Annotated in this window: 22 protein-coding genes; 1 reads left to right on the top strand and 21 read right to left on the bottom strand. The window is 42.4% G+C overall.

Going from position 1 to position 20757, the window contains the following annotated elements; translation table 11 throughout:
- Positions 1-141 precede the first annotated feature (141 nt).
- The 12 genes from HWN40_RS00105 to HWN40_RS00050 form a co-directional block, all read right to left on the bottom strand.
- On the bottom strand, positions 142-873 hold the full coding sequence (locus tag HWN40_RS00105; protein ID WP_176963853.1) for a DUF7289 family protein: 732 nt from the start codon (positions 871-873) through the stop codon (positions 142-144).
- Positions 857-1300 (bottom strand): hypothetical protein, encoded by a 444-nt coding sequence (locus HWN40_RS00100; RefSeq protein WP_176963852.1) that lies wholly within the window; start codon positions 1298-1300, stop codon positions 857-859. The genes HWN40_RS00105 and HWN40_RS00100 overlap by 17 nt, the downstream gene beginning before the upstream one ends.
- Entirely contained in the window at positions 1297-1749 is a 453-nt protein-coding gene (locus HWN40_RS00095) for a hypothetical protein (protein WP_176963851.1), read from the bottom strand. The genes HWN40_RS00100 and HWN40_RS00095 overlap by 4 nt, the downstream gene beginning before the upstream one ends.
- A complete protein-coding gene (locus HWN40_RS00090) occupies positions 1737-2249 on the bottom strand; it encodes a DUF7288 family protein (protein WP_176963850.1) in 513 nt (170 codons plus the stop codon). Before HWN40_RS00090 ends, HWN40_RS00095 begins: the two co-directional genes overlap by 13 nt.
- Positions 2246-3211, bottom strand: coding sequence for a DUF7287 family protein (locus tag HWN40_RS00085; RefSeq protein ID WP_176963849.1), 966 nt, complete (start codon positions 3209-3211; stop codon positions 2246-2248). Before HWN40_RS00085 ends, HWN40_RS00090 begins: the two co-directional genes overlap by 4 nt.
- A gap of 165 nt (positions 3212-3376) precedes the next feature.
- Positions 3377-4342, bottom strand: coding sequence for a DUF7308 domain-containing protein (locus HWN40_RS00080; RefSeq protein ID WP_176963848.1), 966 nt, complete (start codon positions 4340-4342; stop codon positions 3377-3379).
- 22 nt (positions 4343-4364) lie between these two features.
- Complete coding sequence (locus tag HWN40_RS00075; RefSeq protein WP_176963847.1) at positions 4365-4886, bottom strand: DUF7289 family protein; 522 nt, start codon at positions 4884-4886, stop codon at positions 4365-4367.
- Positions 4887-4907: 21 nt separating this feature from the next.
- Entirely contained in the window at positions 4908-5681 is a 774-nt protein-coding gene (locus tag HWN40_RS00070; protein ID WP_176963846.1) for a DUF7289 family protein, read from the bottom strand.
- 15 nt (positions 5682-5696) lie between these two features.
- Positions 5697-6173: a DUF7266 family protein gene (locus tag HWN40_RS00065; protein WP_176963845.1), complete on the bottom strand. Its 477-nt coding sequence runs from the start codon at positions 6171-6173 to the stop codon at positions 5697-5699.
- Positions 6170-7027 carry a hypothetical protein gene (locus HWN40_RS00060; protein WP_176963844.1) on the bottom strand — a complete coding sequence of 286 codons (858 nt, stop codon included), beginning with the start codon at positions 7025-7027 and terminating at the stop codon, positions 6170-6172. The genes HWN40_RS00065 and HWN40_RS00060 overlap by 4 nt, the downstream gene beginning before the upstream one ends.
- 15 nt (positions 7028-7042) lie before the next feature.
- On the bottom strand, positions 7043-7636 hold the full coding sequence (locus HWN40_RS00055) for a DUF7288 family protein (protein ID WP_425487359.1): 594 nt from the start codon (positions 7634-7636) through the stop codon (positions 7043-7045).
- Between the two features lie 22 nt (positions 7637-7658).
- A complete protein-coding gene (locus tag HWN40_RS00050) occupies positions 7659-8138 on the bottom strand; it encodes a DUF7287 family protein (protein WP_246275936.1) in 480 nt (159 codons plus the stop codon).
- Positions 8139-8408: 270 nt separating this feature from the next.
- On the opposite strand from HWN40_RS00050, the gene HWN40_RS00045 reads away from it, so the two are divergent.
- Positions 8409-13937 (top strand): VWA domain-containing protein, encoded by a 5529-nt coding sequence (locus HWN40_RS00045; RefSeq protein ID WP_176963843.1) that lies wholly within the window; start codon positions 8409-8411, stop codon positions 13935-13937.
- A gap of 31 nt (positions 13938-13968) precedes the next feature.
- Here the strand turns inward: HWN40_RS00045 and HWN40_RS00040 are convergent, their stop codons facing one another.
- The 9 genes from HWN40_RS00040 to HWN40_RS13460 form a co-directional block, all read right to left on the bottom strand.
- Positions 13969-14703, bottom strand: coding sequence for a DUF7289 family protein (locus tag HWN40_RS00040; protein ID WP_176963842.1), 735 nt, complete (start codon positions 14701-14703; stop codon positions 13969-13971).
- The gene (locus HWN40_RS00035) at positions 14687-15130 is read right to left on the bottom strand and encodes a hypothetical protein (RefSeq protein ID WP_176963841.1); all 444 of its coding nucleotides are present in this window, start codon (positions 15128-15130) and stop codon (positions 14687-14689) included. Before HWN40_RS00035 ends, HWN40_RS00040 begins: the two co-directional genes overlap by 17 nt.
- Positions 15127-15588 (bottom strand): hypothetical protein, encoded by a 462-nt coding sequence (locus tag HWN40_RS00030; RefSeq protein WP_176963840.1) that lies wholly within the window; start codon positions 15586-15588, stop codon positions 15127-15129. The genes HWN40_RS00035 and HWN40_RS00030 overlap by 4 nt, the downstream gene beginning before the upstream one ends.
- Positions 15576-16094, bottom strand: a complete 519-nt coding sequence (locus HWN40_RS00025; protein WP_246275935.1) for a DUF7288 family protein — start codon at positions 16092-16094, stop codon at positions 15576-15578. The genes HWN40_RS00030 and HWN40_RS00025 overlap by 13 nt, the downstream gene beginning before the upstream one ends.
- Positions 16085-17059: a DUF7287 family protein gene (locus tag HWN40_RS00020; RefSeq protein WP_176963839.1), complete on the bottom strand. Its 975-nt coding sequence runs from the start codon at positions 17057-17059 to the stop codon at positions 16085-16087. The genes HWN40_RS00025 and HWN40_RS00020 overlap by 10 nt, the downstream gene beginning before the upstream one ends.
- Positions 17060-17155: 96 nt before the next feature.
- Positions 17156-18592, bottom strand: coding sequence for a DUF7289 family protein (locus tag HWN40_RS00015; RefSeq protein WP_176963838.1), 1437 nt, complete (start codon positions 18590-18592; stop codon positions 17156-17158).
- A 14-nt stretch (positions 18593-18606) separates the two neighbouring features.
- Positions 18607-19395: a DUF7289 family protein gene (locus HWN40_RS00010; protein ID WP_176963837.1), complete on the bottom strand. Its 789-nt coding sequence runs from the start codon at positions 19393-19395 to the stop codon at positions 18607-18609.
- A gap of 13 nt (positions 19396-19408) precedes the next feature.
- Positions 19409-19882 carry a DUF7266 family protein gene (locus tag HWN40_RS00005; RefSeq protein WP_176963836.1) on the bottom strand — a complete coding sequence of 158 codons (474 nt, stop codon included), beginning with the start codon at positions 19880-19882 and terminating at the stop codon, positions 19409-19411.
- Positions 19879-20757: a hypothetical protein gene (locus HWN40_RS13460; RefSeq protein WP_218165473.1), complete on the bottom strand. Its 879-nt coding sequence runs from the start codon at positions 20755-20757 to the stop codon at positions 19879-19881. Before HWN40_RS13460 ends, HWN40_RS00005 begins: the two co-directional genes overlap by 4 nt.

The following is a 20757-nucleotide window of genomic DNA, read 5'->3' as shown; positions in this document are numbered from 1 at the left end:
TAAATATGTGATTCAACTAGGTTGAACTTATTTTGATATTCCAGTTGAGATCAGCGGCAAAAAAAGATTCTTTTTAGTATTGCCTGTGTTCTCCCGCAGACTGATCTGTAAGATTAAAAAATAGTATAAAGAAATCAATTTTTAACTGATATCAACATCGACCACATGTCGGCTAAGTATCAGGAACGTATCCTTTCTTACAGCAGAAACCACTGAAGAATTGCTGTTGATGATCTCAAAACCATTCTCATCAAGGAACTTTTCCCATTCAGGTGCATACCTACTACTGAGATTTACAGTAAGATCGCTTGTCCCGCTACTCGCACTCATATGACTCTTATTGTTCTTCATTGTGATCGTTGCGATACCGTTTCCTGAAACAGATCGGTTGCCACTCACAGATACGATTCCAATAGTAGTTGAATTGACATTATTTATAGTTCCGGTGTATATGCTGGGTTTTGATACCATTACACTGGAGTCGGGAGAATAATGTTTGAATACTCCTCCCATTTCATACGTAATCGTATTATCTTTCCTCAAGTATTCTATCTCTCCGGCAGTATAATACGTAGTGTTACTGTCATAACTAATGGTTATTGATGAGCTGTTGCTCGCTGAGAGTGTAGATTCCTGAAGTTTCATCTGAAGTACTTTTACAGGTGTCTGGTCAAAGGCAACCCTGTCCATGTTACTCTGCAGAACTATGAAATTCTGTTCAGTACTTTCGAATACGTTTGCATCTATGTTTGACTGCAGGGCGGGATACCCTATTGCATATATAACACCCATCGAAAGGGTAACGATCGCAAACAGCAGGATATATCCCAGTGTTTCCGAAACAGCAGCGTTATTTCTATCTTGTTGAGTCATAACTGATCATATGTTCTGTAGAACTGCTCTGGGCGGTTCCGTTTATTGGCATTGTTGAAGCTATTCCGCCAATTGTCACTCGTACTTTCTTTCCTGTAGAATATGATATCACCTCTATGATCTGGTCGCTGGTGGCGGCATCGGCGTTTATATGGTATGTGCCTGTACCAGCTAGCGCAGGTATCCTGTACTCTGTTTCCATCTGTCCGTTGGATGGCAGGATGACATACATATCCGTTATCATTGTGCTCATCATGTTTCCTATATCGGTGAATTCATCCTCTACTACCACTTCATTAGGGCGGTCCAGGAAGACCTGGGTTGAATTGAGGAACAGGATCGCAAAAAAACCAACACATACCACGGAAAGCATAATATATTCGATGAGTGAAGAAACTCCCTCTTCATTCCTGAAAAAAACCTTCATTTAATCACCTCTATTATTTCGGGAGCGGACACATAGTTTGTTTTTGCGTCCTGGAAACTTATATTCGCCCATACAAGTCCACTGGATGAGGAATTATTATATGTCATATTTGCCAGTGTAACATCTATTGTTTCACCATGTAGCGCATAGATGTATCTCATCTGTGAGCTGCAACTATCAAAGATAGATGCATAGGCGGTGGAAATGCTCTGGTTGCTGCTTGCATTGATTTCCCTTGAAATATCCATGGCTATTCTGGCATTTTCCCGGGTTTGCAGATTCAATTCCCTTATATTCTCCTTTGGCAGTTCCAGTGCAGCGTTTGAAGAATAAAATCCTGCAACAACTGCCTGATTTGCCAGCAGTGCAAGTGATATGATTATTAGTGATATGACCAGCCCTGAAAGAGCTATCCACTGTCCTTTTGTATCATCTTTCAGACTTTCCATGCTGTCATCCTCACTTCAACTATCTTTATCTCATCGTCAGCCAGGTTCCATCCCCCTCCCATGGTACTGGCAGTCTCGTTCGTTAGGGCTACAAGCCTTCTGGCAACAACATCATTCTCAGTAGCTATGCCGTTTATTATTACAGGCTTTGTAACTACTTTACCACTGCTCAGATATACAAGATCTACATTGTACCGGATTCCCGGCAACAGATATGCAAGTTCTTCGTCCAGCTTCTCCAGATTGTCACCTACACCTGTGGATTCACCCATATCCCAGCTTGAAACACATTCTGTAAGGTTGTATTGTATTGCGGTATCAGGGGTCATATCCACAATTGCCAGCGCATCGTGAGCCAGCTGTTCCAGTTGTACATCCATGGCAAGTTCGTTCTGGGGGGTCACGATCGTAGTTCCCTGGGTAACTGCCAGCATCGTGAGTGTCATCAGTATTGCGGCAGCAAGACCTTCAAGGGTATGTATCTGTGCCCTGTCGTTCATTGCCAGACCTCCACGTTAAGATATGCAGGTTCATAGAGTGGTTCGCAGTTCTCTGTAAACTCAAAGTACGGAGGTGCAGACCGGGTGAATCTTATATCACTGAAAGTAAGCTCTAAACTGTAAGTCTGATTGTATTCAAAAAGGCTTGAATTGAAATCGAGACACAGTACATCATCAGTGTCCAGTGAACTTCCGGGAGATGAACGCGTCGCACCATTTTTTTCATATACGGTATAGTCTGCGGATGTGGTTAATGTACTTCCGTTCAGTTTCACATATTTTAAGGAAGGGTTCGTTCCGTTGATATCGAACTGACCGAGTTGGATTGTAATGTTCTCGCTTAATGGTCCCCTTACATTGATCAGGGATGTATTGGAAGGCAGTGTGAGGTTTGTTGTCAGTTCTGTGGCATTGATATAGGCCACTCTCCCTGTTTCCACAAGCATAAGACGTGTGATTCTTGATGTTTCCCTGTCAGGTGGTGCGGGGTCTCCTCTGGTGATCGCAGTATTATTTATTGAAAGGTACTGTTTATCCTTTATAATAGAGATATTGTAACCATATGAGAAAACAGCATCATTGACGTTATCATAGAGACCAAGCCTGTCTACAAAAATGCTCTCGTTGACCTGCATCATGGCAATGATCTTATCTCTTGAGATTATGTTCGGCCTGTTTGTTGATTTTGAACTGTTGTCGTCATCCACCGCAAGGCCGATTCTCATAATGTCGTTAGTGTGGGACTCCCAGTCCGTACTGCTGGAAGTGCTGTTGCCCCACCAGCCAGGATCTTCAGTGAGAATGGTCGCCGTACGATAAGCCGTATAATCAAGGCTACTCTCGCCTGCCGAACCCGACATGAATAAACCGGGGATGAACTGAACTACGAACATAAGGGCAATAAGGAATAATGATATCCCCAGAAGAAAATCTACTGCGATCTGTCCTTCCTCATTTATCATTGGATTTATATATAGAGTATTTAATATAAAAACTGTTTGCTTTTTATTACATGTTTGTAGAAAAAAAGTATTTGTTACACGCTTGATTTTATTTGATTTTGTATAACAGCGACGCTAACTAAACTTTACAAAAAAATATTGTAGAAAATAAATGGCAGGAAATGTTTATTCTATATTTACATCAAGTTCGTTATTCGTGATGTGCATATAAGTGAGTATTGCACCACCTGCGTCATAATTAAGAGTATATGTGGAGCTATCAATCTCTATTTTTTCATTACTCTTTTGATCCCAGCTACATTCGATAGTGCCGTCCTGTGCCATGAGCCTCATATAGTGCTGGGTAATGTTGTTCAGTGACTGAGTACTGTTTGCGTTAACATATGATATATTTATGTTTGGTGTTGTTGAGTAAGAGCTGACGGAACCCCATGATGAGGCTGTTCCAATGCTATTGTAATCCATAAGGTACGAATCACTGATAAGGTCTACAGTGCTATTTGCATACTTTATACTGCCAGAATGGAATGAATTGACACTAAAATTGCTAGTGGAATTCGTTTCCCATATTTCGCTAATTCCTGCAGAGCTATCTGTGTATTCTATCGCGTAATTCGAATAATCTACACCCTTGGCTTTGGACAGTATTATGTTGTCTTTTCCATCCTTATCAAAGCTATATACAAGCCTTTTTGTTCCTGATGTGGCAGTTATTGTCATTCCAGAAGAAACAAAGAAGCTTGCATCTCCATCAACATAAAAATAGAAAGAAAAGTTATGGAATGGTGTGGTGTTAGTGTGGTTCAAAGCTGGAATGTCAAAAGAATACGACATGGGAAACGTTCCCATATTGGGCTCTGTGTCCATTTCAACGATAGCTGTCTTGTTCCCGTGATCCACAATTGCATTAGTAGAAGTAAGGCTTTCCGCATATTCTGCCCAGCCGTCGTAGAATTCGCTGTTGATGTATATCAGGATCTTATTGCATTCCAGGGGATTGGTGAAATTAATATTACTGCTTGTATTCGGGTATAGAATGACAGGTGTGTTTGAAGATCTTACTTTGATATTAACATCGGAACTTCCTCCGACGGAGTCATTCCCATTGACCTTCACAATGGGCAGGGTCATGGTCTCTCCATTATAATGGAACTCAGGGGGGGGATATCATAATTGTTCCTCCGTCCGAATATCTGGACCAGACTCCTCCTCCTTCATATGCTATCACCCTGTCTCCCGAATAGTATCTCACCGTTCCCATTGAAGCATTAAGTCCTGAAAAATCCGGATAGTGGTCATAGTTCTTCCATGAACCCCATGTTCCACGCTGCGGGTAGAAACTACTGTACCATGATGAATCGGAGGACAGAAATATGATCATCATCCGACTCTCATTATAGGAATCACTGTTACCCTGCACTTCTACGTTTTCTCCCATTAGGGAAAGTGAGGTTGTCTGAAGAGGCGATTCTCCGAGCGATGCTTTGCTTGTCCTTGAGTCCAGAACTGTAAATGCCTGCTCGATTTTCTGGGATTTGGCCATCTCCTGTGTTTCACTTATCACAGGTGATGTGTACAGAAGCATAAGGCCTATGGATAACAGGCTAATTGCAAGTATTATTGAGATACCGATGACGGATGAAACCGCCAGATCACTTCTCCAGACATTTTTCAAATTCTCCACCCCTTCGTTTTATCAATCTATTGTAACCTTCATTGGTGAATCAATCACGTATACATCAATATTTATAAGGTAATTCTTGCTGCAGTTCACAGTTCTGTTATTGCTATCCAGCATGACTACTGGCATTTCCAGGCTTTTATTAAGGTATCTTCCCCAGGCTTCGAAATAGTCGCTTGTAACTGATATGTTCATTTGTGAGACATTCTCGTATCTGTAGATCCTTCTCCCACCGCCGTCAGCGGTTACACTGACAAGCCCGGAACCTGACAGGGATTCACGACCATCGATCTTAGCAATGGGTATCACCATGACGTTGTTCGCATAGGTAAAACGTGGCTCAGATATCATCACTGATCCTCCATCCTCATATTTTGCCCATACGCCTGTGTTCTCATAAGAAATATTGGTGTTATGATAACTATTTTCTATATCTTTTATTTCGAGACCAACAGCAGACTGGATTTCATAAGCATTTGCAGAGGAATTCCATACCTGAATATCAATACTCATGTAATTGTCCCCGGCCACAGACAAGGCACCTCCGTACATTTTTAGTTCTACTGACTGGGATGGAGCATTTCCGAATACCACCTTATTCATGTTCAGGGCCAGAACTTCAAAGCTCTGCCCTATATTCTCCGAATGTCTGGCATCCTGCATGTCTTCCAGCATGGGTACTCCGGCTACGATGATGATACCGGTTGCAAGAATTATGATGCCCAAAATGATGCTGTAGTCCACCACTTCTGATACTGCGGCATCTGATTTTGTAAGATTTCCTTTCATGCAACTCTCCGGTACTTAGTCTATTCTGATCATGTTTGAGGCTGGATCATAGTGTAATATGAATTCGTTCGATCCGCTGTACAATTTGACGGATTCAACTTCGGTTTCATGCACTTTATAGGGCACTTTAACTCTTGTAGCGTACTTCCCGTGGGATTCGAATATGATCTCATTTGTCTGATTCGATAACTCCACCGAATATTGCTGGCCGGCAATTTCATCGGGAAGTGGCAGGATGAAGAAAAAACTGCCGACTTCCCCTCCTGCATTTCTGCTTATCTGTACGGCGGTATCAATGTTTGATATCTGCAATGCCATGTCGTTGCCATGTATCTCGAACTCATCACGCATGACAGTCTGTTCGGCACGGTCCATCATTGTGTAAAAAGAACTGATCACGACTACCATAGTGATCACAGTAATTGACAGGGTCAATACAAAACCCACTGAAACGGATACTGCTTTCTCATCATCTCTGAATTGCCGGATCATATCTGTCCCTTCGGTAGTGTTACAGGTATTGTTGTATTGATCTCCAGGTGTCCGTTCTTGTTCAGTTTAATTGTACTGTTGACAACATTAACCCTTTCAATGTAGAACGGATCTCCGTTTACGAGATCACCTGATATCATAAACGTTCCCATGGCCTGGCTGCCGTTTATGAATTTGATAGTGTAAGTTTGATTTGCTGTCTGGCTATTGAAATGAAGATTGGAGTTTATTCCATCAATTTCATTGCCTGTGATATTTATCTCACTGAAAGAACTATTCTCCGACTTCAGTATAGAACTACTATTGTATATAGTGAGGTTGATATTACCACTTGAATTGAACATTGTGGCTGACCAGATGCTGCTGGACTGATTATTAATTTCAATTACAAACTTGTTAGATTCATTTCCCAGATTAGATGAATTGGGTATGGATAGCAGAAAACTGTCTGTGTTATTTACTCTCTCAATGACAACCCAGTCATCATTACCGTCAGCAAGGCCGTTTTCAGTAAAATATGCATCCTGTAATGTATCATTTTCCAGAGAGAATATAAACCCTGACAGTGAATAACTTTTGACCATCCTCTCTGAATAATTTGTCATATATGAATTGAATTTATTACCATCTATTGACGATCCGTTCCTTGCGTCAACATATGCTTTTTCATAGGCCTCGGTGGTGGTCTTTACAACATTGGAATAATCAAAGACATTTGTCTCAATACTTGACTCTGAAGCTGTGTTGCTTGCATATACGATGTTGTTGAGCATGATTGTAAGGACTACTATGCCTATTCCGATAATAAAACCGGCAATTAATATTATCTGTCCTGCTTCATTCATCTTTTTCATGTCAACACCTGTATCTTACATTCGCCACAGAGTCATCTTCACGTCAATAAGGTTGTAGAAATCGGTACTCGTATCAGTGTCAGGTATACCCGTATAGGACCTGAATTGGGTTGGGTCCGTGATGTCTGAGTCTGATAATAACACTCTTCTGGACACGACCACGGCATTGTCCGATGGCTCACCATTATAGATGTAGGGCAGAGTGACCACAGACCCTGCATCGTTTACCATGGTGAATTCAACATTGTGTGCTATACCTTTGGGAACGATTACATTTTTCAGCAGATCGGCAGTTGTACTGTTCGTAAGGGTGTTATTGTTCTCTGATACATATGCTGTGGAATTCCATATGTATCTCTCCCCATTCCAGTTCAATATATCCTCCTTAAGACCTGAACTCTGTCCCGATTGTGATCGATCAAGTACATTCAGCATATCCTGTCCCAGGATCTGGAGCTGTGCTTCTATGTGTGCATTTGCAGTTGAGGACGTGAGGGGAGTAAGTGAAGTTGCCTGGACAGTGAATACTATGATCCCTGTGATGATTATAAGAGTCATTAAAGCTTCCAGGGTATGTAGCTGTGCCTTTTGGTCAGATCTGATGTTCAATTGTCCTTTATCATCTTTCAGATTACCACACCCTCACAGCTAAGATCGCCCGGACTTCATCACCCGTGTTTTGATTTCGGACCAGTACGATTCTTTTAGTCTGACCGATATTTCCCTGCATCGGTAATGGCTTGCCAGTTGAGTAATCGAGAGTGCCCGCAGTTATGTTCTGCAAAGTAATATTGAACTCATATCGAAGGTAAGAACTGTTCATTCCATAGTAATTGATAACGCCTTCATAATTGCTGTTTGAGTTGTTGAAAAAATCATCTACTTTCGTGCCATTAAGAAGGTTTGTTGTCAGTGGGTCACCGGCACTCATGTTTTGTTCTATTATATTTGTTGATATTCTGTCAGCTATTAATGTGACTTCGTCTGAATTGGATTGGAAGGGGGTGAACAGTCCTGTAGTATAAGTGAAAACAAAAACGATACCCATAAGGAATATTGAGATTCCGATCAGGTAGTCGATGTGCATTTGTCCTTCATTATCCATATTCATTTTCCATGGAATGATCATTTATTATATAATATGGTTATTATGCAATAATATATATATTATCCTGCAGGACTTATTTATTTATTTTGTACAGCAGTATAAGGAATTTAGCTGGTGTCTCTAATCTTTATCTGGACTACAGATTTCACAATTTTGTATAATAAATAACTTATATTGGTAATATTATATACTTGTTCTGAATGTCATAGTCGGTCTGAATAGTTCCCGCATAATGTCCGGCTTAGTGACAATGGGTGGTTTAGAGGTGATTTCATGGGGAATCTGAAAAAATTATTATGCGTCTTAGCTTTATCCCTTCTGTTTTCAATTTCAGCTTCGGCGCTGGATCTGGACTTCCTGACATCGGATATTCAGGGTAACGCAGGTGAGTCTGCCAGCATCAGTGTGCTTATTACAGATAACGGCACGGCTGTAAACAACACTGTAGTAAATTTCACAACAGATATGGGTATTCTTAACTCTTCTTCTGCGGTCACAAATGCTTCGGGCATTGCAGAGGTGACTCTTAATTCCACGTCAACAGGAACTGCACACGTTAATGCGAGTACAGGAAATGAACACGATCTTGCAAATGTAACGTTTCTGCCATCTGAAATATCTTCAATACTTGTCGAAACCGATCATTCAGTAAATAAGGCCGGTAATATCACCAATATTACATTCACACCGGTGGACATCTTCGGTAACGTGGATCCGGATGAGAACATCAACTTGAACATTATAATAAAAGATCAGTCAGGAAATACGATTCAGGATATTTATACAACTGTATCCTCTTCCAATACAACATCGCTGGATGTCAATAAAACAGATACAGTATTCTCATATGCAGGCTCTTCATCCAAAAATTCAACCCTGCGTCTTAATTCCACAATCGCGGGAAACATTACAATCAATTCAACTGCCGGTCCCGCTTCAAATATGTCCTGTATTAATATAACAGCCGGCTCTCCCGCCCTTTTGAGGATTGTATATGATGACGATCATACTGTCAACACGAATTCAAGTATTTATGTTAGTGTTTATGATGTCTACGAAAATCCCGTAGAGGATTCCAATGTCACTTTCTCCGTGATATCTCCTGCAAACACAATCTATAATAGTCCGGTTACGTACAACTCTTCTTCTATTGCCCATAGCAGCGGCCTGACAGATATCAATGGTAAATTCGCGAATATCTTTACAGCAGATAAAAGAGCTGGTAACAATGTAGTACAAATAAGTGTTATCAACACCACTTTACAGTCGAATATCACAATTAGCGGTCTTGCAGATAGGATCGATGATCTTTTCCTTACTTTCAGTCCTGAAAATGTTCTCTCGAACAATGAGGATTGTTATACATTATCGGCCCGTCCTGTGGACCAGTTCCTCAATCCGATAATACCACTCACAACTCCGATAAAGGAACAGGTCAGGTTCACAACAGATGATGGTAATCTGGTATTGGTACCACTGAACAGTCAGGGACGGGCAAACACTATCGTAGGTCCCACCCCGTATATAGAATCTTTATCGGTTACAGCTACTTACAGGAATGAATCCGGATATACGAATTTCACCAATGTCACTGAACTTAATTTTACAGCCGGACCACTTTACATGATGGACTTTTATTCTGTTCCGAATACTGTCTTGTCACAGGGTTTAAACGGCAACCACAAGTCTACTGTCACTCTTGTTGCGCTGGATGAATGGGGTCATTCGCTGCCTGATATCAATGTAACGTTCAACAATAGCAATACAACGGTCGGAACTCTTACAATCGACGGGATCAATTCAACCCTTATCAATGCCACTACCGATTCCGAAGGAAGGATATATGGTATTTTTGAAGGCAACGTTTCAGGAAACACGACTATTGTAGCTACTAGTGGAGACATTAACCAATCCGCCAATATCAGTGTCAAAAGTGAACCTTTTATGAGTGTTAACCTGAGTGTACAACCCACATCGGTGACATCAGGTGATCTCGTAAATATAACAACGATCATTTCCGTGGAAGGTGAACTACCTATCACCAGACCAGCGGCAAGTGCCATGCTTGTCCTTGATCGTTCGGGAAGTATGGATCCTGACTATTATGCGGGTACTCCGCTTGATGTGGTACTTGTGATTGACCGTTCGGGAAGTATGTCCGATCAGCCTATTACTGATGCAAGGGACGCTGCAAAAGAGTTCACCGATAACCTTGTTTCCAATTCCGGGACAGGAGTCGTTTCATTTGCTAGCTCAAGCAGGGTGGACATGGGTATGACACTGCTGAACTCATATGATAACAAGGCTGCCGTAAAAAGCGCTATCGACTCGATAGATGATGGCGGTATGACTGCAATGGGTGAAGGGATGGCGGATGCTAATGACCTTCTTATAAATCATGGCCGTTCAGATGCCAGAAAAGTGATGATCGTTCTCACGGATGGAGAAACGAATTCCGGAGATGATCGGGATGGTGAAGATGCTATTGCGTTTGCAAATTCCAATGGTGTCACAATCTATACCATCGGTCTTGGAAGCAGTCTTGATGAAGCACTGCTCAGACATATCGCATCTGAGACCGGGGGTGCGTACTATAATGCACCTGACAGTTCCGATCTGAGTGAGATATACAATACGATTGCCCAGGAACTGAGTGATTATGATATATCTGATATAGAATATGGTGTGGAAGGTTTCACCCCATATGATTATACTTTCCGGGATTCTCTGTCCATGCCATTTTCTTCCGAAGAAACTTTCCTGATCAACGATACTATCAATGATCTTAAGGTGCAGCTTGAATGGGAAGATAGTTCTTCGGACCTTGATCTTCAACTGACAAGTCCTTCCGGAATTATCTATGGTATTAGTGATAATACAACAGGCTACTATCCTGTTAGTGATACTTCCGAGTACATCTGGATACAGCCGCTATCCTATCTGTATCCTGATAATGACTATGATTCTGTGGAAAAGGGCATATGGACTATCAGGGTAACGGGTTCAGGCACAGGTACTGAGAATTTCAATATTGCTACCTATATCGACAAGAAAAGTGCTGCTAAATTGTCCTCCCATGCATTTATGTCAAGCTTTGATGAAAGCAGAGGTGATACGGCAGGGCTGGCTCTCTACAGTTTTGAAAATGAAATAACAAGCGACAACCAGACCAGCTATGTTTTTGATAACAGTAGTTGGGTCGGATATTTCACTCCTGAAATCGGAGGCTTCTATACTTTCAACATATCCTGGGAAGATGCCTCCCTAATGGATGTTGACCTTTACGATGGTATGGATGTTCTTTCATCTTCCAATGGAACTGCCGCCTGCGGGGTCTCTTCAATGCTTTCGGCAGGAGATACGTATTATATTGATATATCCAAGGGAGCAGGAGCACTTACGGATACCCGATTTACGATCAACGTCTCCACATCAGAACCGGATACTGTCATGACAGCCTACTATGATAGCAGTGGTGGTGGAGGTACTCCTAAGTTCAGGACCTGGAATGGTCTTGAATGGTCAGTTGAGCAATCGGCCAACTATATAGGTGGAAGTCCCTATTATGTGGTTCTTGAATCCAGTCCGTTGAACTCTGAGATCATTATGGGTACTGCTGACAGTAATAATGATGTGAATGTTCAGGTCTGGGATGGCTCCTCATGGAGTGGTGTTAACCAGTTAACAGGAAATCTCGATTCCTATGAAAGAAGAGGTTTCGACATAAAGTACGAACAGCTCTCAGGGGATGCAGTCGTAGCCTATATGGATAAGAATATAGACGATGGAGTTCCACAGTATCGTGTCTGGGATGGCTCTTCCTGGAGTTCTGATGCAGCAGTTGATGGAAGCATTCCCGGCGCAGGTGATATCGGATGGGTAAGGCTTGAGGCAAAACCCGGTTCAGATGAAATGGTCCTTGTGGCTCTTGACGATGAAAGAGATATACGTGCGCAGGTCTGGGACGGTGATTCATGGAGCAATACGGTTCTTATTACAAATGATGCCAGGGCTACAAGCTATCAGTGTTTTGATGTGGTATATGAACAGGGCACGGGTAGAGCCATTGTTGCCTGGGCCGATCGGGGTACCGATACAGTAAGATATCGTATATGGGACGGAAACTCATGGAGTACTGCTTCGGACATGTATGTCCCGGATAACCGTGTATACTGGATTAAAATGGCTGCAGATCCAAATTCAAACGATATTCTCCTGGCAGCAGAAGATAATGCCTATGATGTTAATGTGCTTTCATGGAATGGCTCTGCTTGGTCTGCACCTGTGCAGATTGGGAATGACGTACCTGAATACAGCAGAAGATCTGTTGATGTTACTTTTGAGCAGTCCAACGGAAAAGGCATTGTTGTTTGGGCTAATAGAAATTCCGTTCCTGAATATCGGACATGGAATGGCTCTTCGTGGAGCGATGAATCACTGGCATCGGATTCCGGTAGCAGTGGTTACGTACGCTGGGTACAACTGACACCGGATCCCGAAAGTAATGATGTATTTCTCATGACCTCCGACTGGAACAATGACCTGAATATTCAGAAATGGGACGGCTCTTCATGGAGTATAGTCACAGAGGTTGAAACATCATCAACCAGGTACTATGAGTGCTTTGATATCGTATTCAGCAATAAGGATGATACTCCGGTGAGTACCCCGGTATCATGGAGTGAATGGGGGGCCAGTGTAACATCCACTCTGGAAAATGATTCCCTTTCCCACCTTGAAAACGCGATTGACACAATGACAGCGGACGGACTTACCGCAATAGATGAAGGTATGTATGCTTCCAATAACGAACTTTCATTGGTGGATGGCAATTCCACGATGGTGATCATGACGGACGGTCTTGACAATGCAGGCTATCATTCCCTGCTTGAGGAGGCTTACCGGGCAAAGGAGAACGATACCGTGATATATACTGTGGGCTTTGGTAACAATGAATACGAGGTCGATCCAGTGCTTGCTGAGGTCGCAGAGATCACAGGTGGTGAATACTACTTTGCACCAAACTCCAGCGTGCTTAAGGATATCTTCACAGGTATTGCCTCACAGATCACCAACTTCTCTGCAGGCGGTCCAGTCCTGGATATACATGTCCCTCATAATTACATTACCTCTTCGTCGGCTGCAAAGGCAACATACATCTCCGGAAGCAGCAACTCTACAACCGGCAATGCAACCTTGTTCATGGCACCCACAGCACCTGCCACCGGGAATGCTGAACCCACTATAACCACCTCAGGGAACAGTTCCTCTCTTGAGTGGCAATTGCCGAATATGGGGCCAGGTGACAAATGGGGGGTATGGTATCAGATGAGGGTGGATGGTGCGGGCTATGTGCCTATAATCATGCCGACATCCACGGTTACATACACCGATCTTGGCGGAGAGAACATCACCGTATATATCCCAAGTGGGGGAAGTGCAAGTGTAGGCGGTGGCGGCGCAAATGTTCTTTCATATTCACTGGGAACTTTTGAAATGGCTCCCGACCGTTCAATCATGAGAATAGGCAATACTGCGAATATCGGCTTGACACTCCTGGATACGCTGGATAACTCCAGTTTTGCATATGTCCATCTTTACAGCAATATAGGCTATTTTGAAAATTACGAGAACCCGATAAATGTAACTGTAGTGGGTTCCGATACTGTGGATTTCACAAGTATCAATGCCGGGAAGGCGTGCATTACTGCTTATGCCTACAACGTAAATAACGTAAGCGATGTACTCATAGCCAGAGATGAGATATATGTCCGGCCAAAAGGGATGATAAGTATCAGCTGAGTTGTGGCTCTCAGGAACTTAGCATTTAAACTCAGGAAATATCCACATCCACTACATGCCTGCTAAGGATCAGCATTGTGTTGTTCATATGTGCGGTAATTCCAGAAGATGTAGTATTTGTCACCGTAAAACCTATGTCTTCAAAATATTTTTTCCAGACAGGTGCATAATTACTGTTTATATTGACTTCCACATCGGTAGGTGATGAGCTCATACTCATATTACTCAGATTATGCGTGAAAGTCATCGTGGCTATTCCTTTACCTGATACGGAATCTTCTCCGTTGACCGATATTAGTCCTACGGTGGTCACTGTGGTATTATCTATGTCAGTTACATAGATGGGAGGTTTGGATACCATTATCATGGAATCTGGCGGGTAGGACTCGAGGATGCTTCCCATTTCATATATGATCTTCTTTTTGTCCTTTTCAAATTCTATATTGCCTGTGTTAACAGGCAGAGGGGGAGTACTATCATAGGTAATGGTCATGGATGAGCCATTGTTTACGGAGAGTTCAGAATTCTGCAGTTTCATTCTTGTAATTGTCACAGGTTTCTGGTCAAAGGCTACCCTGTCCATGTCACTCTGGAGTACAATAAAACTCTGCTCTGCGCTTTCAAATATATTGGCATCAATATTCGATTGCAGCATCGGATATCCCACAGCATAGATAAAACCCATTGAAAGGGTTACTATCGCAAACAACAGGATGTATCCAAGTGTTTCCGAAACAGCAGCGTTGTTCCTATCTTGTTGAATCATAACTGATCACATGCTGTGTAGAACTGCTCGAGGCAGTGCCATTGATCGGCATTGTCCTGGCGATTCCGCCGATTGTCACTCTTACGTTCTTTCCAGATGAGGCTGAAATTACCTCGATTATCTGGTTGGTATATGCGATATTTGCATTGATAACGTAGTTTTCCCTCCCTACTTTCTCAGGTATCCTGTATCCTGTGTCAATATTGCCATTGGGTGGCAGAACAAGATACATATCCGTTATCATTGTGCTCATCATGTTACCAACGTCACTCATCTCATCCTGCATAACAGCCTCATTCGGCGTCTTGATGAAGATCTCGTTCGAATTGAGGGTCACTGTCATAAAAAAACCAATGCAAATAAGCGTAACCAGGATGTATTCAAATAAGAGGGAAGCTCCTTTTTCATCTTTGAACAGATTTTTCATTCTCTCACCTCGATCATCTCGGGCTCTGAGGCATAATAGGTGTTCCCGTCATTGTACCTGATGTTCACGAGAATCATATCAATGTCATGGTTATATGTGCCATTGGTCGAGTTTATGGAAACAAGGGATACGTTCACGGTCTCCCCGTGTACTGCATGCAGCTTCTTTACCTGATCACTATAGCTGTCAAATAAATTCTCAAATATCACAGGCACGGTTTCATTACTGGTCTGGTTGATGCTTAAAGAAAGATCCCTTATTATTCTTGCATTATCTTTAGTATGTAAGTTTAATTCCCTTATATTCTCTTTCGGAAACTCAAGAGCGGCATTCGATGAATGATATCCTGCGAGCATTGCCTGATTGGCCAGAGCAGCAAGACCTATGAGTATAAGTGATATCACAAGTCCTGAAAGAGCTATCCACTGTCCCTTTGTATCATCTTTCAGACTTTCCATGCTGTCATCCTCACTTCCACAACCTTTATTTCATCATCAGCCAGGTTCCATCCTCCTCCTGCCAAACTGACGGTTTCGTTAGTAAGCGTCACTAAATGTCTAACGACAACGGCATTTTCAGAGGGTGAACCATGTATGATCACTTTTTTTACATTGAGATCATCATTATTGAAGTAGGCAAGGTCCACATTGTACAGTATTCCCGGCAGCAGGTATGAAAGGGGTGCGTCAAGTTCTTCCAGATTATTGTCAGGATATACTGCTTCTGTCATATCCCAGGCTGCAATGCATTCTGTCAGGTTATTGCGAATCGGTCCATGGTGTGCCATGTCAATAACCGCAAGTGAATCAGAGCTCAACTGCTCCAGCTGAACGTCCATAGCAAGTTCATTCTGCGGGGTTACTATGATTGTGCTCTGTGTGATCGTAAGCACGGTCAATGTTATTATGAATGCTGCACTCAGCCCTTCAAGGGTATGCAACTGTGCCCTGTCATTCATTGCCATACCACCACCTCAAGATATGCAGGTTCGTACAGGATTTCCTGCTGCTCTGAATATTCCGGGATGGGAGGTGCGGTATTTGTGAATGTTATGTCCTTCATGTCAATTTGCAGCTGATAAGTATGGGACCCGCTAAAAAGTCCCGGGTCCATACGGAATATCACAGTGCCTCCACTGTCGATCTTACCTGTGCTTGTCAGTGGCAGTTCAGTTCCATTGATTACTTTGTACGCTGTATAATCCGTTCCTTCATTAAGATTTGTTCCGTCCAGAACAAGTTTCTTAAAACTCGGGTCTACTCCGCTTATGTTCAGATTATCAATTTCGATTGTAAGTTCGTAATTCAGCGGACCGGTTATGTTTATTATTGTATTTTCAGATCCGGGTGAATACGGATCCACAGGAAGCTCTTTTGCATCAAAGCTGGCTACAGTTCCTGTTTCAATCAGTACTATGCGTGTGATTCCGGACATTTCCCTGTCACCGGGAACAGGGAGGCCCCTGTGAACTGTTGTATTATTCAGAACAAGATACCGGTCATTTTTTAGAATAGAGATATTGTACCCGTAAGCAAAATGAGTGTCTTCAACGTCATTGTAAAGGCCAAGTTTCTCGATTATCGTGCTTTCATTAAGAAGCAAAAATTGTTCAGTTTTCTTTTTTGAAATGAGATTGGGTGTATCGGTAAGCCTGGATCGGGGTTCATCATCCGCTGCAAGTCCTATCCTCAACATGCCATCGGGATGGTTTTCCCAGTCTGTCCCGTTCATTGTGATGTTCTCCCACCAGCCAGTATCTTCTGCAAGAACCGCAGCGGTACGGTAGGCTGTATAGTCGAGGCTGCTCTCTCCTGCTGATCCGGAAATAAAGAGACCTGGTATGAACTGTATTGTGAATCCAAGGGCAATAAGCACTAGTGATATTCCCAGTAGAAAATCTATTGCAATCTGCCCTTTTTTATCAAACATTAAATATACATATATACAACATTTAATATAAATAATATTTCATGTAAATTATTATTTTATGTTACACATGTGTATATTTTGAGAAGCAAGTATATTTTACCTCAAAGTTGCAGAAAGATCGTTCCTGCTCACATGCAGGTATGTGATACTGCCCGGCATTCCATCGTAATATAGTGTAAGGGTGGATTCATCATAATCTACAGGGTCTGAATTCCCAGGTGAATGAATGTTGAAAATCACAGATCCATCCTCTGTAATAAGTTTCATGTAATGCTGGGTTAGATTGAAAAGAGGTAACTCATCTCCTGAGGTATAATTTACAGTTTCCCATGAAAAGTCATCATTACTTTCATCATATGTCAGATTCAATGATGTAGAAAGTAAGTCCACAGTGGATTCTGCATCTTCTTTTTCACCGCTGATGTAAAATACGTCCGTAGCTCCTCCGGTCCATGATTCGATCCCTCCTCCTGATGAAGTATCTTCATACAGGAGATCGATTGTGAGTTGATCATGTCCTTTACGTTTTTGGAGTTTGTATGTAAGGGTTTTTGCTCCTGCTGTAGCAATTAATTCATAGTTTAAAGAATTAAGCTCCTGATTCGACCGTGCCCCAAGATCAAAAGAAAAATCCCATATTGGGTCGTTTGAATATGGATTTACTTTTCCAACTTTAAAAGCTGTTTTTAGTTTGTCTTTTCCCATTGCAGGAATTACTTCAAGCTCTACAACTGCAGTCTTATTTGCATCATCCTTCTCAGCACTTGCATATGCCAGGGAATTCGCATAGTCTGCCCATGCGTTATAAAATTCACTTTTTATGTAAATAAGTACTTTATCTGAATTCAGGGGATTTATCCTTCTGGTATCTGCCGAAGGATTTGGGTACATTACAACAGGCATGTTGTTGGAACTAACTGTTACATCAACATCGGCTGTTCCACTTGACACATCTGTTCCACTTACCTTCATTATTGGTAATGTAAGCGTTTCACCATTATAGTGAAACTCCGGTGGAGATATCATTACTGCTTTGCCGTTGGGATATTTAGACCAGACTCCCCCTCCTTCGTAACCGATTATCCTGCCTTCTTTGGTATAGGTGATACTGCCCATGGAGGCGTTGAATTCATTCATCCCGGTTTCATTAAGGTGTGGTTCCCATCCTCTCCATCTATTTCTGTTCTTTTTAAATGTATCATTGTACCATGTGGCATTCATGTCAACGCAGATTATTACTACCTGGCTTTCGTTATAGGAATCGCTGTCACCGTTTACCTCTATGCTTCCATCCATAATAGAGAATGATGTGGTCTGGCTGGGAGATTCCCCCAGGGCTACCTTACTTGTGCGTGAATCGAATACCGTGAACGCCTGTTCCACCCTCTGGGCGTTTGCCATGTCCTGCATGTCATTAATAGTAGGTGTTGCATAAAGCAGGATTGCACTTGTGGATGTGATTGTAAGTGCCAGGATTATTAGTACTCCTACAACAGCAGATGCGGCTTTTTCTGATTTAAACAGGCTTCTCATAGTTCATCACATTTTTATTCTACTTTCACGCTCATGGGTGAAATTGAAGTAATAACATCGATATTTGGACTGAAACTTCTGCCTGCAGTGACAGTAGTGTTAGCTGCGTTCATATCCAGGATATGCATCTCCATGGATTCGTTAAGGTATTTTGCCCAGCCATCATAATAGTCACTCATAATGGTTATATTCACATGCGATACGTTCTCGTATCTGGAAACAGACAGCTGGCCACCATCGGAGATCACTCTGATAAGTCCTGATCCCGAGATACCGCTTGAGCCGGAAATTGTTACCATCGGTATCAGAAGTGTATTCCTGTCATATGCAAAGTCAGGCTTTGATATTGCTACAGCACTTCCCTGTGGATACTTCGCCCATGCACCGGTATTCTCATACGCAATGGATGTATCCGCAAACTCGTTTTCGATCATCCTCAATTGTCTTTCAACAGCTACTACCTCTGCAGAAGATGTGGATTCATTCCATGTCTGCATACTGATGTTCATATAGCTGTGTCCGGTAACCGCTACAACTCCTCCATGCATTTTCAATTCAACTGACTGCGAAGGTGCTTTACCGTAAACTACTTTGTTCATGTTGGGTTTGAGGACCGAAAAGCTCTGCTCTATATTCTCGAGATGTCCTGTATCCTGCATGTGCTCAAGCATAGGGTATCCGACAACTCCGATGACTCCCAGAGCCAGAAGCATTATTCCGAGGGTTATTGTGAAGTCCACTACCTCTGTAAGAGCTTCTTCGGATGAACTGAAATCCTTTGATCTGTTTTTTCTGCCGGTCATATGCATTTCACTTTCAGGATATCTCTATGGTCCTTGCATCTGGATTATATACGATACTGTATTCACTTTTTGAACTATAGAGGGTTGTTGGGAGCACTGTTGTATCCTCGGTTGAGAAAGGTATCTTTACCCTCGTCTCGTCCCTGTCTTCTGATGCGAAGACAATGTCGTTTGTCGTGTTCGAAAATTCTATCGAATATGTCTGGCCTGCAATCTTTTCAGGTAGTGATAGGCTATATCTGATCTCTCCTATGTCCGAACCGGACCTGATAGCATTTCCTGCCATGGTGTCGATGGTAGTTATCTTGACTGCAATGTCATTCCCGTGTATCTCATATTCGTCGCGCATGACAGTCTGTTCAGCCTGGTCCATCAATGAGTAGAACGATGTCAGGATGGTCACAAGTACAAGCACAGTGATTGAGAATGTGAGAATGAATCCGATTGAAATTGAAACAGCATTCTCATCATCTGTCAGACTTCTCATTGAACCCCTCCCGGCAACGAAACGGGAACTGTTCTGTTAACCGTTATCTCCCTGGAAGATATGCTTATTGTAGGTTCTACTACCCAGTATCTTGCCTGGGTAAATGGCTGGCCTGTGGAAAGATTGCCTGAGATCGAATATGTTCCGACAGCCTGGCTTCCATTTATGATATTTATGGAATATTCCTGTCCTGCTGTAAGGTCTGAATAATCAAACTCAGGAGTTACATAAGAATTATCTATTTCATCGCCTGTTATATTGATCTCGCCGGCACCACTGGTGCTGATCTGATAATTCCCTATGGTTGAGGACTGGTCGGATACAGTAACGTTGATGTTCCCACTTGAATTGTATAGTTCCATTGACCATAGCGTATTTCCTGAAATGTTGGTAGCTTTGATTATTACTTTATTTGATTCATTACCGAGCAGGGATGTATCTGGTATGGAAATTGCAAACGAGTCAGTGGTATTGATATTCTTAACAACTGTCCAGTTGTCCTCGCCATCTGCCAGCCCGCTATGCGTGAAGTATGCTTTTGACAGATTTCCTGGCTGGCAGGAAAATGTCAGTCCTGTAACGCCATAGTTCTCTGATGCTTTTTCAGTATATGTTTCAATATATTGCCTGAATGTGTCATTATCGACATTGCTGTGTGATCCGTTTATGGAATACTGGTAGGCATCCTCACAGGCCTCTGTTGTCATCTGGATGGCGTTGGATATATCATAACGTGAAGTGTCAATGCTTGATTCCGAAGCTATGTTGCTTGCATAGATCACATTGTTGAGCATGACCGTGAGTACAACTATTCCGACCCCAACTGCAAAACCTGCGATCAATAACAACTGTGCGGAATCATCAAGCTTTTTCAT

It is taken from the genome of Methanolobus zinderi (assembly GCF_013388255.1).
Lineage (GTDB): Archaea > Halobacteriota > Methanosarcinia > Methanosarcinales > Methanosarcinaceae > Methanolobus > Methanolobus zinderi.
The sequence above is the reverse complement of the archived record's forward strand: the minus strand, read 5'-3'. Positions and strand labels throughout refer to the sequence as shown.

Bases quoted from the DNA above. Each gene is read 5' to 3' on its own strand.
- HWN40_RS00060 (WP_176963844.1), bottom strand. From the start codon at position 7,027: ATGAAAAAGATGAATGAAGCAGGACAGATAATATTAATTGCCGGTTTT.
- HWN40_RS00015 (WP_176963838.1), bottom strand. From the start codon at position 18,592: ATGAGAAGCCTGTTTAAATCAGAAAAAGCCGCATCTGCTGTTGTAGGA.
- HWN40_RS00085 (WP_176963849.1), bottom strand. From the start codon at position 3,211: ATGATAAATGAGGAAGGACAGATCGCAGTAGATTTTCTTCTGGGGATA.
- HWN40_RS00080 (WP_176963848.1), bottom strand. From the start codon at position 4,342: ATGACCCTGCCCATTGTGAAGGTCAATGGGAATGACTCCGTCGGAGGA.
- HWN40_RS00010 (WP_176963837.1), bottom strand. From the start codon at position 19,395: ATGACCGGCAGAAAAAACAGATCAAAGGATTTCAGTTCATCCGAAGAA.
- HWN40_RS00025 (WP_246275935.1), bottom strand. From the start codon at position 16,094: ATGGCAATGAATGACAGGGCACAGTTGCATACCCTTGAAGGGCTGAGT.
- HWN40_RS00090 (WP_176963850.1), bottom strand. From the start codon at position 2,249: ATGAACGACAGGGCACAGATACATACCCTTGAAGGTCTTGCTGCCGCA.
- HWN40_RS00030 (WP_176963840.1), bottom strand. From the start codon at position 15,588: ATGGAAAGTCTGAAAGATGATACAAAGGGACAGTGGATAGCTCTTTCA.
- HWN40_RS00095 (WP_176963851.1), bottom strand. From the start codon at position 1,749: ATGGAAAGTCTGAAAGATGATACAAAAGGACAGTGGATAGCTCTTTCA.
- HWN40_RS00005 (WP_176963836.1), bottom strand. From the start codon at position 19,882: ATGAGAAGTCTGACAGATGATGAGAATGCTGTTTCAATTTCAATCGGA.
- HWN40_RS00050 (WP_246275936.1), bottom strand. From the start codon at position 8,138: ATGAATATGGATAATGAAGGACAAATGCACATCGACTACCTGATCGGA.
- HWN40_RS00105 (WP_176963853.1), bottom strand. From the start codon at position 873: ATGACTCAACAAGATAGAAATAACGCTGCTGTTTCGGAAACACTGGGA.
- HWN40_RS00065 (WP_176963845.1), bottom strand. From the start codon at position 6,173: ATGATCCGGCAATTCAGAGATGATGAGAAAGCAGTATCCGTTTCAGTG.
- HWN40_RS00020 (WP_176963839.1), bottom strand. From the start codon at position 17,059: ATGTTTGATAAAAAAGGGCAGATTGCAATAGATTTTCTACTGGGAATA.
- HWN40_RS00040 (WP_176963842.1), bottom strand. From the start codon at position 14,703: ATGATTCAACAAGATAGGAACAACGCTGCTGTTTCGGAAACACTTGGA.
- HWN40_RS13460 (WP_218165473.1), bottom strand. From the start codon at position 20,757: ATGAAAAAGCTTGATGATTCCGCACAGTTGTTATTGATCGCAGGTTTT.
- HWN40_RS00070 (WP_176963846.1), bottom strand. From the start codon at position 5,681: ATGAAAGGAAATCTTACAAAATCAGATGCCGCAGTATCAGAAGTGGTG.
- HWN40_RS00045 (WP_176963843.1), top strand. From the start codon at position 8,409: ATGGGGAATCTGAAAAAATTATTATGCGTCTTAGCTTTATCCCTTCTG.
- HWN40_RS00035 (WP_176963841.1), bottom strand. From the start codon at position 15,130: ATGAAAAATCTGTTCAAAGATGAAAAAGGAGCTTCCCTCTTATTTGAA.
- HWN40_RS00100 (WP_176963852.1), bottom strand. From the start codon at position 1,300: ATGAAGGTTTTTTTCAGGAATGAAGAGGGAGTTTCTTCACTCATCGAA.